The organism is Paenibacillus plantarum, from assembly GCF_013141695.1.
GTDB lineage: Bacteria > Bacillota > Bacilli > Paenibacillales > NBRC-103111 > Paenibacillus_E > Paenibacillus_E plantarum.
Window position 1 is genome coordinate 26,834 of record NZ_WHNY01000015.1, and the last position, 12,338, is coordinate 39,171.

The 12,338-nt window shown below is 46.9% G+C and carries 13 protein-coding genes; 4 read left to right on the plus strand and 9 right to left on the minus strand.

Annotated features, from left to right (window positions below):
- Positions 1 to 176: 176 nt before the first annotated feature.
- Both GC096_RS04665 and GC096_RS04670 read left to right on the plus strand, forming a co-directional pair.
- Positions 177 to 815, plus strand: coding sequence for a spore coat protein (locus tag GC096_RS04665; RefSeq protein WP_171629129.1), 639 nt, complete (start codon positions 177 to 179; stop codon positions 813 to 815).
- Between the two features lie 88 nt (positions 816 to 903).
- Positions 904 to 2,238 (plus strand): amino acid permease, encoded by a 1,335-nt coding sequence (locus GC096_RS04670; protein WP_171629130.1) that lies wholly within the window; start codon positions 904 to 906, stop codon positions 2,236 to 2,238.
- A gap of 7 nt (positions 2,239 to 2,245) precedes the next feature.
- Here GC096_RS04670 and GC096_RS04675 read toward each other — a convergent pair whose 3' ends face one another.
- The 5 genes from GC096_RS04675 to GC096_RS04695 all read right to left on the minus strand — a co-directional run bounded on the left by GC096_RS04675 (position 2,246) and on the right by GC096_RS04695 (position 6,912).
- Positions 2,246 to 3,019: a YqcI/YcgG family protein gene (locus tag GC096_RS04675; RefSeq protein ID WP_171629131.1), complete on the minus strand. Its 774-nt coding sequence runs from the start codon at positions 3,017 to 3,019 to the stop codon at positions 2,246 to 2,248.
- A 106-nt stretch (positions 3,020 to 3,125) separates the two neighbouring features.
- Positions 3,126 to 3,755, minus strand: a complete 630-nt coding sequence (locus GC096_RS04680) for a LysE family translocator (RefSeq protein WP_171629132.1) — start codon at positions 3,753 to 3,755, stop codon at positions 3,126 to 3,128.
- A 70-nt stretch (positions 3,756 to 3,825) separates the two neighbouring features.
- Positions 3,826 to 4,416, minus strand: a complete 591-nt coding sequence (locus tag GC096_RS04685) for a DUF1989 domain-containing protein (RefSeq protein ID WP_171629133.1) — start codon at positions 4,414 to 4,416, stop codon at positions 3,826 to 3,828.
- Between the two features lie 448 nt (positions 4,417 to 4,864).
- Entirely contained in the window at positions 4,865 to 5,968 is a 1,104-nt protein-coding gene (locus tag GC096_RS04690; RefSeq protein WP_171629134.1) for an ABC transporter permease, read from the minus strand.
- Entirely contained in the window at positions 5,965 to 6,912 is a 948-nt protein-coding gene (locus tag GC096_RS04695; RefSeq protein ID WP_171629135.1) for an ABC transporter ATP-binding protein, read from the minus strand. The genes GC096_RS04690 and GC096_RS04695 overlap by 4 nt, the downstream gene beginning before the upstream one ends.
- Positions 6,913 to 7,113: 201 nt before the next feature.
- Here GC096_RS04695 and GC096_RS04700 point away from each other — a divergent pair, with 201 nt between their 5' ends.
- Positions 7,114 to 7,326, plus strand: a complete 213-nt coding sequence (locus GC096_RS04700) for a hypothetical protein (protein ID WP_157257133.1) — start codon at positions 7,114 to 7,116, stop codon at positions 7,324 to 7,326.
- A 155-nt stretch (positions 7,327 to 7,481) separates the two neighbouring features.
- Positions 7,482 to 8,273 carry a hypothetical protein gene (locus GC096_RS04705; RefSeq protein ID WP_171629136.1) on the plus strand — a complete coding sequence of 264 codons (792 nt, stop codon included), beginning with the start codon at positions 7,482 to 7,484 and terminating at the stop codon, positions 8,271 to 8,273.
- Positions 8,274 to 8,728: 455 nt separating this feature from the next.
- Here GC096_RS04705 and GC096_RS04710 read toward each other — a convergent pair whose 3' ends face one another.
- From GC096_RS04710 to GC096_RS04725, 4 genes are all read right to left on the minus strand, one after another.
- Entirely contained in the window at positions 8,729 to 9,568 is an 840-nt protein-coding gene (locus GC096_RS04710) for an aldo/keto reductase (RefSeq protein ID WP_171629137.1), read from the minus strand.
- 130 nt (positions 9,569 to 9,698) lie between these two features.
- Complete coding sequence (locus GC096_RS04715; protein ID WP_376769473.1) at positions 9,699 to 11,168, minus strand: nicotinate phosphoribosyltransferase; 1,470 nt, start codon at positions 11,166 to 11,168, stop codon at positions 9,699 to 9,701.
- 44 nt (positions 11,169 to 11,212) lie between these two features.
- A complete protein-coding gene (locus tag GC096_RS04720) occupies positions 11,213 to 11,761 on the minus strand; it encodes a cysteine hydrolase family protein (protein ID WP_171629138.1) in 549 nt (182 codons plus the stop codon).
- A 183-nt stretch (positions 11,762 to 11,944) separates the two neighbouring features.
- Positions 11,945 to 12,265, minus strand: a complete 321-nt coding sequence (locus GC096_RS04725) for an SPW repeat domain-containing protein (protein ID WP_057315292.1) — start codon at positions 12,263 to 12,265, stop codon at positions 11,945 to 11,947.
- Positions 12,266 to 12,338: the final 73 nt, after the last annotated feature.

Below are 12,338 nucleotides of genomic sequence, written 5' to 3' on the forward strand. Positions count from 1 at the left end.
ATTATAGGCTTTGCCATTAATTGTAGCATGTTCAAGTTAGTCCTTTCCAACTATTACACCCGCGGCTCCCTTATAAGTGAGCAATTGCCAATAGATGTTATAGCCATGCATAAACCAACGAACTGAGACCAACATTAACGAAGTTACATTACCTCAACACCAAAGGAGACTTCGTTATGCAACAGGAAATACAACCAAATTATCAAACGCAAACTAAGCCCAATACCAACCACGGTGGTCATGAGCTTTTCGATTTACACGAGGTGTTGGCCTGTACCATCAATGTACTAGACCAATTCATGATGTTTAGACAGTTTGTACAAGATAGCGAACTGCTGGACATTCTGGATCGTCAATACCAGTTCACACTTGCTCAGTACAATTTAACTGCTGAGTGTTTCACAACAGGGCAAAAACCAAGCCAAGAAACGTCCACGTATATGATTAGGCAACTATCCGAGCCGATCTACGGCATTAAGCCAACTGAGCCGAAAAAGCCAAACCAGTCGCTCGCTGATGTGAAGGATGCGGGAATAAGCGGGCATATGCTAGGTCTGATCAAAACGCATGCGTCGTTGCTAACCATGACCGCCGTGGAAGTGACGAATCCCGTTGTTCGGCGCGTATTAGCCTCTCAGGTACAAAATTTCATAGAAATGGCTTATGAAATCTTCCTTTATCAAAATAGACTTGCCTACTACCAGGTGCCACAATTAGAAGCTTCTGATATGCAAAGCATGCTGACCTCATTTGTCCCAGCAACCGGGGCGCCACAAATGCCGCCTAATAACAGAGCAGCAGCATCTGTGCACTAGCTAGCAGATTGTGAAGCCCAGCATCGGCCCTAGGGCCGATGTTTGGGCTTTCTCATATTGTAGCCAGGGATATGGAGGTCAATCACGGATGGCAACTTTGCGGCATAACAACAGTAACAACAACACAAACAAACTATCCTGGTGGCAGTTAGCTTTATTCGGTATTGGTTGCACTATAGGAACTGGTTTCTTCCTTGGTTCTAGCATCGCCATCCAGAAGAGCGGGTATCTTGTTGTCGTTATATTTTTATTGGCAGCGCTAGCAACCTTATTTGTCTATGAAGCCTTAGCACAGATGACGGCTGCCAACCCTGAAAAAGGATCTTTTCGAAATTATGTTAGGGAAGCATATGGCCGCTGGGCAGGCTTTGGCGTGGGATGGTTGTATTGGTCCTCGGAGATGCTCATTTTAGGCAGTTCCTTAACGGCAATTGGGATTTTCACGCAATTCTGGTTTCCTAATCTGCCACTCTGGTTGTTGACTGCGATCTACTCGTTCCTTGCCCTTCTTGTTGTTATTCTTGGTTCGAAAGGCATTAACAAAACTGAGAATATATGCGCTATCGTTAAAATGGGGGCCGTATTCCTATTCATCGCCATTGCAGGCATCGTTTTCTTCAAAGGTAGCCATGGCATAAACACCATTCAAGGCAGCACGACCCATTGGTTTAGTTCAGGTTGGACCGGCGCATGGAAAGGACTTTTGTATGCGTTTTATGCGTTTAGTGGTATAGAGGTCATGGGTTTTATGGCTATCCATTTGCAAAATCCCAAAGAAGCCTCTAAGGCTGGAAGACTTATGCTGCTTACGATCACGGTGCTCTATGTGTTATCTCTTAGTTTAGCGCTCCTTTTTATTACCAAAGACCAGTTAACACCTGATAAAAGTCCCCTGCTTCTCTCTCTGAGCATCATGGGATTGCCTATTCTCGTGCACTTGATGAATGGCGTTCTGATTATTGCTGGATTTTCTATCCTCGTTGCCTCGCTATACGGCGTATCCACGATGCTGGTTGCTTTAGCGGAAGGCGGTGATGCCCCGTCATGGCTAGCCAATAGGAAAGGCAAAAAGCAGTTACCTCTGTATGCACTAGGTGTGAATACAATCGGGTTATGTGTTTCTATCGTCCTTGCGCTAGTTATGCCAAGCCAAATCTTTGAACAAATAACCACGGCTGGGGGCTTGGTGCTCCTATATACGTGGTTGCTTATCGTCGCATCGTATCTGAAACAAATTCGGCCAAACCTTAGCGGGCAACTTAAATCTTGGATCGCTATCCTTCTTATCTTGGCGGCAGTTACGGGTCCTCTCTTGGAGAAAACCGATCGAGCTGGGTTATGGACCAGCCTTCTTATCGTCATGGTGATTATTCTAATTACGTTGTGGATGAAGCATAAATCGGAACGAAGAGAGCCCTCGTAACGATATCCTATTTATGAAATAGCATGCCCACAGCTTTTAATTTATTTTTCATAAACGTGTACGGACATTTAGAAGGGACACTTTCGTCATCACGTAAGAAATATTGTTTCCATTCTTGGTTATCCTCTTGCCCGTACCATTTCAGAGAAGGATGTGCGGGGATACTGTCGTACGCCTCTAATTTTTGGCGAATGCGCTTTTTCATATTGCGCCCAAAAGGGGTAGAATCGTTGATTTCTTCAAACACCCATCGCGGTTGGAAGGCAATGAGGAAATGCGGAAACATTCGACTCTTCCTAACCACATGGGCAGGTGTTCCGCAAAAGGAGAAATACGGATGCCCGTCACAACAAAATTCCCACGAATGGTGCGAAGGATCCTTTGAAATATGTTCAGGCCATGGCGCCTCATCTTTAGCGCTGACCCCACTTAAAACAGACCAAAATAGCCCCTCGTAGTCTTCTACTGAGAAGCTATTCAGTATATCTGCAGGTGTATGGAAAAATATAACGAGCGAGGCGAATTTCCCTGTTTCCCGTGAGCAGCGACCATATGCCTGCAAGAGCTCCACTGCGTCAATGGCAGCTTGCTCTGATCTAGGATCTGCAGCAAAGCCAAAGCGCAGGTTGTTAGTTAGGAAGCCTTGACGGCCGGGTATGCAAGGGTACGTATTTCCTGAATCTGCAATCATATTGCCGAATTGACGGTAAGCGTCCTCCTGCCATGGGGTAAGGGTGTTCATATGTGTATCAAGCCAGTCTTTGGCATATAGATCAGCCATGTCGTAATAGCCTCCTTCGCGAGTACGAAGCATACTATGCGAAGGAGAATAGATGGGTGAGTATCTCGGTTAGGAGGTACAACTGTACGTGTAAACCTCTGTCTGTCTAACCTATTAGCTGCTTATAAGCTTGATAGCCGAAGTAAATACCGAAGCCAATGAGAGAAAGTCCTGCTATGACAGAAATCATTTGCAGGGTCGTGCGATTCCCGAACTTGTGAAACGAGCTGGCGATCGTGGCCATAGCAACATCCCACAGAAGGATGCCTGCAAAGATACCTGAGGTATGCCAAAGCACCTGGGTAAGACCATAATTCTGCACACTTTCGGCTAAAATGGAGCCATAAATCCCTAGCCAAAATAAGATATTTAGCGGATTGGTAAGTGCCATAATAAATCCAGAACGGAAGGAGCTTACGCCACTGGATTGGGCATCACGAGGGTTAGCTTCTTGAGTTACCTTCACGTTTCTTAGTGTATCAACACCCGTGTAGATAAGTACAAAACAGCCAAACAACCATAGAAATGTTTTCATAAACGGGGTAGTCAAGAAATGGGCTAAACCAAAATAAATCAGCAGCATATATAACAAATCGGCACACATCGCGCCCAGTCCGATCAACCACGCCTGAGTAAAGCCAAATCTGGCTCCCTTGTCGAGTTGAGCAGCGTTTATTGGACCGATTGGTGCCGATAGCGAAATGCCAAGAAACACATAAGTGATAAAAGCATCCATAAACTTCGCCCCCTGAATAGCAAATAACTTGTACAAGTTATTGTATGAGAGGCGCTAGTCCATTAGAAGATCAAATGATGTCAACGCGAATAGGTGTGCATTTGTATCCATTGCAGAGACTTTCTGCGCAGGGACAAGCAGATATAGCCACAACTAAATCCATTTCTGCACGAAGCTCGATATAATCTCCAGCTTTAGATAGAGGCTTCTCAACACGAATTTGTCCAGATGGCTGAATGATGGTGTTCATGAATAAATTAAAGGGATAATGCTGATCTGGAGCGGGGATCTCAAATAATGCCAATGCCTCATTTAAGTTCGTATAACAGCTGGTATGGTCTTGCTTATCGTACAGTAGCTCATACATTTCAGGCCGACAGGCCGAGTTGATAAAATCGTGCTGTCCCACCGTATCCTTCATAATAGTGAGCATAGGGGTATATTTATTGGAGTAGATGGTATCCCCGGGCTTCACTTTCATCGCATGTAATGCGTCCATCGTAACACTAGGGTCAAGCCGTTCGCTGATATCATTCTCACGATAGGCCACAAAGTCGGCAACTTGTTCTCCCTCTACATCGGTAACCCGAATCACTTGGCCCTTCTTGAGCTGGAGACCGAGACCCTCTGTAGCCGGGATTTGCCAATGCTGTTTACTCATTCATATCCTCCTACTCATGGGTAAGTTCCCCTTACAGTATGGCTTATCGTTTGTAGATTTATGATAAACTGCGAGCAAAGCGCCCGCGGAATGCCATAACGGCATTTTACAAAAAGAAAAAGCCCAACCTCGAAGAGATTGGCTTTCAGTTAGCTCTCAAATACCTTAACAAGGGTGGCAACCACCATTTTAAGGAACGTCAGTGCGCTATTTGCAAAAAACCAGGCATTCTCGTGATGAAACGGAACGTATGTACGCTTTTTAGGCAGATTCGGCTTAAAAACGCCTCTCTTGCGAGAAATAGCGAACTGTCGTTCCGCAACTCATCAAAAACCCCCTTTTTGAAGCAAATAAGGGATCCACGTTCCCTTTCGGCAACATAGATCCCTTATTAAGCCTTCTCAATGCCGGTCAATCGCCAGGCTTCAAGTCCGACAAGACCTTCCGCCTACTCCCACTTAAACGTAAACGTCGCCACAATGAACGACACGACCAGCCAGATGGCCAGCATCAGCCCTTCCTGCCACAGATCCCCGATGCCTGCGCCCACATTCATAATCTGCCGAAGGGCAGTGCTGAGTTGGGTAATCGGGATCGACTTCACGATCGGCTGCAAGAACTCTGGCATGCTGGACACGGAGAAGAACACGCCGCCCAAGAACATCAGCGGGAACGAAATCAGTCCGGAAATCGGCCCTACGCTTTCTGGGGTTTTGGCCAAACCAGCAATAATGAAACCGATCGACATGAATGTCAAGGTTCCCATGACAACGAACAGCAGAAGCAGCCACCACGAGCCATTCACCTGCGTGCCGAAAATCAAAGCACCGACAAGCAGTACAATCAGGGCCTGCGCCGTGTTCATCACAAGGCGTGCAGTAATCTGCGCGGCGATGAACGTTGACGCCTTCAGCGGTGTACTTTGCATGCGTCGCAGCACACCTCGCTCACGCCATGAAGCAATTTGTCCCGAAACGCCATTTAAGTTGTTGGTCATGATCATCATGGCCAGAATACCCGGTACAAGGAAATCGATGTAGCGAAGCTGCAGAGCTTGCACGCCAACCGGTTCAATTTTAACAATTGGCATATAGTTGGACATTTGCTTAGAAACGCCATCCGCCACTTGACCTATTGTTTGCAAACCGATCTGTGCGCTCTGTTGATTCGTTTGATCATAGTAAACCTGAAGGAAGCTGGCCTTCGAGCTATCTGCTCCTTTCAGCCCTACCGCTTGCCCGTAATTTTTCTGAATAACGACGACTAACTTCTGATCCCCATGTTTCAGCTGCTCAAGCGACTTATCCAAGTCATCTGCAGGCTTTAGCTTCAAAATGCTACTCGCTTGCAGCGCCTCCACCATGACTCTGGATTCCGTACTTTGATCCTGATCAATGACGACGCCATCGACGATGATATCATTCCCCTTGCCAAGAAAGGAACCGAGCATAATCATGAAGAAAAGCGGCATGAACAAGGTGAATATCAACACTTGTCGATTACGAACAAAAAAACGAAGCTGGCTTAACGTCAACTGGATATAAGCATTCATTCTGCTTTCAAGCTCCTTCCGGTCATGGAAATAAACACATCTTCCAGCGTAGCCGTTCGTGTCTGCAAGTCAGCCAATTGCCATCTACCTCCAGCGCTTTGCTCAACCAGATCAATGAGCGACTCCTGCAGCTTATCTGTGTAAAGGACGAATACATCCTTACGTACGTCGATGCCCTTGACTTCACGAATATCGCGAAATTCCTGTACAACTGATTCCATATCCGCTTCCGCCAAATCTTGCAATCTAAACTCGATCGCGCTATCCGATTGCAAGCTGCTCACAAGATTTCGCGGCGTATCCAATGCGACGACTTTCCCTTGATCCATTAAACAAATACGATCGCAAAGTACGTGCGCTTCCTCCATATAATGCGTGGACAGAACAATCGTTTTGCCTCGCTCCTTCAGCTTGAGAATAATTTCCCACAAGGTTCGTCTTGCTGTCGGATCTAACCCTGTCGTGGGCTCATCCAAGAAGATAACCTTGGGATCATTCAAAAGCGCAAGACCAATGGCAAGCCGCTGCTTTTGCCCACCGGATAGATGCTTGACACGGCCGTTTCTTTTATCAACCAACGTCATATCTTCTAATAACGGGCCAATCGGAACTGACTTCGGATAGAAGCTCGCATACATCCTCATAATTTCCTCTACCGTCAACAACTCGAATAACGAAGTTGATTGCAATTGGACACCAATGACTTCCTTGACCTTACCCAAATCCTTCTGTGTATCAAATCCAGCCACAATAGCACGTCCGCCGTCAGGCTTCCGCAGCCCTTCGATCATTTCCATCGTTGTCGTTTTCCCGGCACCATTAGGACCAAGCAAACCAAATACCTCGCCTTGATAGACCTGAAAATTAACGCCTCGCACAGCTTGGAAGGACCCATAATTTTTAATTAAGCCATCCGCTTCAATAACAATGTGTGAAGACTCCATAAAGCTAGCCCCTCCGCTTCCAAATTTTACGTAACTTCCCCTATCATACAAAATAAACAGATACGCCGTCCAACACCACTATGAAATATCTACTGACAGAACTAGTGGAATTCCGACAACGCCAATCGACGAACTTATTGAGAAAGTTATGATAATCTTAATATCTACTTAGCAAACAAAATCAGAAGGAGATGTGTTGAAGTGAGAATGAATATTTTATTTAATAAAAAGCCGATTTCCGTTAATTTCGTCGGCACGGACCATAAGTTAATTCCCTCTTTGATCAACGCACTTCGCCATAACAAATTCACCACCATGAATTTAGTTAACTCGTTAGAGCGTGTAGATTTATTTAGTTCAGAAGCCATTTTATATGCTACAGATGGGAATAAGGCGCGCATACCTATTTTCTAATTCTTGTCGCTACATAGATGTTTCAGAAAAAACGCCTACGAATGGTAGATTCCTTCGTAAGCGTTTTTTTCGTAGATAAATAGGCATAACTCTCCTATTCTTTTCATAGACTAATAGAAATGAAGGAAGCTACTACAGCTGGGATGGAGAAATCTATGCACCTTATTCGCCTTTTCAAAGCGCATGCTGCTCACCTACTAATCTATCTACTTATCGTGATTATCAGTTTCGTATGGACTCTAATTTGGGGCCTTCACACTACCTCACAACTGCCTCCACAAGCAAGTGCCGAGTATAGCATTAAGCCTGCGACGAACGGTGTCCTTCTGCACGTCATTCAAACTACTCCTGAAAACATAGGGCTCAAAGCCATTACAGCAAATGTAACCGATCGACAGGACAATGGGATTAATGGCGGATTTTTCTGGCAGGGGTATTTGCTAAGCATCGCAGTGACCAATGATCAGCCTGTGAAGGGGCAGCCTGGCGACTACGGTTCGGGCTGGTATAATACAGATCGGAAACGCGGAACGCTTGTGTGGGATGCGAAGGCGCAAACCTTTACCGTCCAAGTTGTCGAAAATGCAAGTGAGTTACAGGTGCTGGATCGCACCCGATATTGGGCGCAGGGAGGCGTAAGCATGGGGCTTACGGATCCATTGGGGTGGGCTGAGCAAGCCATCTCGGAAGAAATGCCTGTCATTAACGAGAAGCGCATGCGATCTGGTATTGTGTATGATCGAATGAACAACGTGTATCTGGTCGTTGCGCCTACCCCTTGTACAGGCGAAGAGTTCCGAACAGCCGTACAGGAGCAAGTAGGGGAGAAACAGCTGGTCGATGGGCTTTTCCTTGACGGCGATGGTTCCTCTCAGCTGAAAGTCGCGAATTTCTTACTGCCCGGTGACCACCGCGAGGTGTATCAGATGATAGCTTTGTTGAAATGAGCGGAGGGAGGTCGGCGTAGTCGGAGCCTGGTGGGCAGCAGAGATGACCGCTATCATTAACCACTAAACCACAACCACGAACCGCTAACTGCTAACCACTAACCGCCGACACCCCTAGACGAGTCACCCCGCCTATTAACTGGAAAAGATCCATCTATTTTCGTGAATTTATAACAAATTGATTGATTAGATGGAAAAAATACATCTATTTCGCAGCTATTCACCGTTTTCAGCGTTTCAGCTCGTAATTAACTGTATTTTTTACAGTTATTAGGAAATTCAAGGTCATATGGGCAAATTTAGCTGTATGTTTTCCCGCTATTTGGTCCACCAAAACTCATTAGTCAGCATTGGGAAGTAGGCTAGCTAGCCCAGACTCAGTCGCAATAAAAAAGAGGAAAACCCGCCATAAACGGTATTTTCCTCTTTTGGCATTTCATTTTATGAACAAACAACTAGAACGTCACATGATCCGGATCCGGCCCAATACGCTTGTTGACATTCAAAGCATCCACCAAAGCCATATCCTCAGCGCTCAGCTCAAAATCGAAAATGTCCGCATTCTCACGAATACGATGCTCCGTCACAGACTTCGGAATCGTTACAACACCATGCTGGATATCCCAACGCAGCACAATTTGTGCTGCTGATTTACCGTATTTAGCGGCAAGCTGCGCCAATTCAGGCTGATTCAGCCTTCCCTGCATAAGCGGGCTCCACGCCTCCAATTGGATACCGTGTTCACGGGTATAGGTGAGCAGCTCCTTTTGCGACAGTTCCGGATGATATTCCACTTGATTAACCGCAGGCACTACACCGGTATCTTCGATGACATGCGCCAAATGAGAGATTTGGAAATTGCTCACGCCAATCGCACGAACATGCCCTTCTTTGTAAAGGTGGACCAGCGCTTTCCACGTTTCTCGGTACGTTGCGGAGACGGCCCAGTGCACCAAGTACAGATCAATCGTCTCCAAACCAAGCCGTTTGCGGCTTGCTTCAAAAGCTTGCAGCGTAGACTCGTAACCTTGATCCGCATTCCACACTTTCGTGGTTACGAAAATCTCCTCACGCGGCACACCGCTTTGGCGCAGACCTTGACCAACACCTTCTTCGTTGCGATAAACCGCAGCCGTATCAATGCTTCTATAGCCTAATTGCAAAGCGGTTTGCACCGCTCCGATGACCTCTTGACCTTCTTTGCTTTTGTAAACGCCGAGACCCAGCCAAGGCATATGTACACCATTGTTGAGCGTAACTCCTGCTGTAAATGCTTGATTCGCTTTCGTAGACATTCGTCATAACCTCCATCGGAATAAGATTAATATGAGCGCATCTTTACCGTGTAGCTCCCATTAATCATACCACCGAAGTCGGATATTCCAAAATTCTGCGTTCGCTGGCATCAAGACGAATCAAAACTAGCTAGTCTTGATGCGCATGAATCAAATCCATTTTCAGCTGCCATAAGGCAGCACTCAAATTAACGCGATACACCTCAGGATTCAGCATCCGCAAATATTGCGGCCAAACGGTCTGCATTTGCTCAGCATGGTAGTCGCGAATGCTTTCCAAGGTTGGCAATTCATAGACTAACTCACCCGCCTGGAAGATCGGCTTCAACAGCGGAACCGCCTCATAATTGTCGATATATTTGAACAGATACGGATGGATGGGGTCGAATAGCTTAATCCGCTGCCCTTCCCGAATATCCACCTCATCCTGCAAAGCCAAATAATCGGCTTCCGCTTTGCCCGTCGCCTTATTCATAATCCGGTAGGCTTCCTTGAAGCCAGGATTCGTCACCTTCTCCGGGTTGCCCGAGATCTTAATGACCGGCACGAGCGTGCCGTCCTTCTCACGGGCAACAAGCTTATACACCCCGCCCAGCGCGGGCTGGTCGGCCGCTGTAATCAGCTGGGTGCCGATGCCCCAGCTGTCGATCTTAGCCCCTTGGGCTTTCAGCCCGGCGATGATGTGCTCATCCAAGTCATTGGATGCCACAATCTTCACCTCCGGAAAGCCCGCCTCATCCAGCATGCGCCGCGCCTGCTGGGACAGATACGCCAAATCGCCGCTGTCGAGGCGAATGGCGTTCAAGCGCTTGCCGCGGCTCGCGAGCTGCCGCGCCGTCGCAATAGCATTCGGCACGCCGCTGCGCAGCGTGTCGTAGGTGTCTACGAGCAGCGTGACCTGCTCGGGCAGGGCCTCGGCATACGCACGGAAGGCGTCCGCTTCCGTGTCGTGGGCCTGCACCCACGCGTGCGCGTGCGTGCCTTTGGTCGGGATGCCGAAGAGCATCCCGGCTCTTAGGTTCGATGTCGCGTGGAACCCCGCGATATAAGCGGCTCTTGCGCCCCAGATGGCGGCGTCAGCCTCCTGGGCGCGGCGTGTGCCGAACTCCAGCAGCACATCGTGGGGAGCAACGCCTTTCATGCGCGAGGCTTTCGTCGCGATGAGCGTCTGGAAGTTCACGAAGTTGAGAATCGCTGTCTCAACAAGCTGTGCCTCAAAGATACTGCCGATGACACGAACAAGCGGCACATTCGGGAAGACGAGCGTTCCCTCCGGAACGGCTTGTATATCGCCATTAAACGTAAAAGCACGAAGCGCATCAAGGAACTCTTCCTTATAGTTCTCCTCTTGCTCACGCAAATAAGCGATTTCTTCCTCGCCGAAATGCAGATTCTGCACATAATGAATCACCCGCTCCAGCCCAGCGAAGACCGCATAACCCCCATCAAAAGGCAGCTTGCGGAAATACACCTCGAACACAGCTTTCTCCGTATGAGTTCCCTGTAACCAATGGGCGTACATCATGTTAATTTGATATTTATCGGTATGCAGCGTTAAGTTATTCATCGCATCCATGGTTTTCCAATTCATCGCTTTCATCCTCCCCATCCCTCATTCTCTTATCTTACACACTATCATTTTACTTAATTTTTCCAACCACGAACAACTTTAGCCCCTAACGTATTTTCAAAATGCCGCAATGCCCACGCATGGCCATCCGCATCAAAGCTGGCAACCGCATCCTCATGAATGACGAGGGAGAAACCTTTATTATACGCATCCATCGCTGTATGTAAGACACAAATATCCGTACACACACCAGCCAGATGAAGCTCCTGAATACCTCTAGCTCTAAGCTGCAGTTCAAGATCCGTCCCGCAGAATGCGCTGTATCTCGTTTTGTCCATCCAATAGATCGCAGCTCTGTGAGCTTCATGCACTTCTTTTAGGCAACCGTAGAGCTCCCTGCCATCCGTATCACGTATATTATGGGGTGGAAACAAGGCCGTCTCTGGATGGAAAGGATCCCCTTCTTCATGTAAATCAACAGCCATCACGACATAGTCCATCTCTGCAACAAAGCTCTTTGTTAGCTCACACAAACGAGCTTCTATCGCAATAGCGGGGTCCCCGCAAGGCAGCTTGCCTACTACGAAATCAACTGTATAATCAATCAGAATAAAGGCTTTCATATTTACCACTCCTTATATTGTAACTTTAATATTATTATAACGACTTTATCAATTAGCAAAAAGAGAAGCCTAACTGTAGAACGACAGCTAAAGGCACTTGATCTTTACATGATCCATATTGTCATTTCGATAAATTCATTATGACATAATTAAATCCGCATTTCAATAGGTACTTGAAGTTATTTATTGTGAATCCGGGTATAAATTGGCGTAATTAATCAGAATCGTCATAAACCCAAGTGCTACGAAAGAGAAAAACGCCATGAAAGATAGGTGATATACATTTGGGAATACGATAAAAACGACGCCACAGCCGACACAAACCCAGTTCTGCCACATATGCTTCCCCGTTTTACCTAAAGCTAACATAGAACTTACGAATTGAAGACTTCCGAACAGTGCACAGGTGAAAAGCGCATTGGTTACATCTCCAAATCCAAACACCCAAGGAGTCATCAGAAACCAAAGCCCCATGAGTGCTGACAAACTATTTTTGAGATACATACCGATCACACCTCCTACATGCGGGATGTTCTAGTATATGCAAACGCTTACAGCAAAGTGTTAGGAAAAAAGC

Excerpts from the sequence above, each read along its gene's own strand:
- GC096_RS04665 (WP_171629129.1), top strand. The coding sequence starts at position 177 with ATGCAACAGGAAATACAACCAAATTATCAAACGCAAACTAAGCCCAAT.
- GC096_RS04670 (WP_171629130.1), top strand. The coding sequence starts at position 904 with ATGGCAACTTTGCGGCATAACAACAGTAACAACAACACAAACAAACTA.
- GC096_RS04675 (WP_171629131.1), bottom strand. The coding sequence starts at position 3,019 with ATGGCTGATCTATATGCCAAAGACTGGCTTGATACACATATGAACACC.
- GC096_RS04680 (WP_171629132.1), bottom strand. The coding sequence starts at position 3,755 with ATGGATGCTTTTATCACTTATGTGTTTCTTGGCATTTCGCTATCGGCA.
- GC096_RS04685 (WP_171629133.1), bottom strand. The coding sequence starts at position 4,416 with ATGAGTAAACAGCATTGGCAAATCCCGGCTACAGAGGGTCTCGGTCTC.
- GC096_RS04690 (WP_171629134.1), bottom strand. The coding sequence starts at position 5,968 with ATGAATGCTTATATCCAGTTGACGTTAAGCCAGCTTCGTTTTTTTGTT.
- GC096_RS04695 (WP_171629135.1), bottom strand. The coding sequence starts at position 6,912 with ATGGAGTCTTCACACATTGTTATTGAAGCGGATGGCTTAATTAAAAAT.
- GC096_RS04705 (WP_171629136.1), top strand. The coding sequence starts at position 7,482 with ATGCACCTTATTCGCCTTTTCAAAGCGCATGCTGCTCACCTACTAATC.
- GC096_RS04710 (WP_171629137.1), bottom strand. The coding sequence starts at position 9,568 with ATGTCTACGAAAGCGAATCAAGCATTTACAGCAGGAGTTACGCTCAAC.
- GC096_RS04715 (WP_376769473.1), bottom strand. The coding sequence starts at position 11,168 with ATGAAAGCGATGAATTGGAAAACCATGGATGCGATGAATAACTTAACG.
- GC096_RS04720 (WP_171629138.1), bottom strand. The coding sequence starts at position 11,761 with ATGAAAGCCTTTATTCTGATTGATTATACAGTTGATTTCGTAGTAGGC.
- GC096_RS04725 (WP_057315292.1), bottom strand. The coding sequence starts at position 12,265 with ATGTATCTCAAAAATAGTTTGTCAGCACTCATGGGGCTTTGGTTTCTG.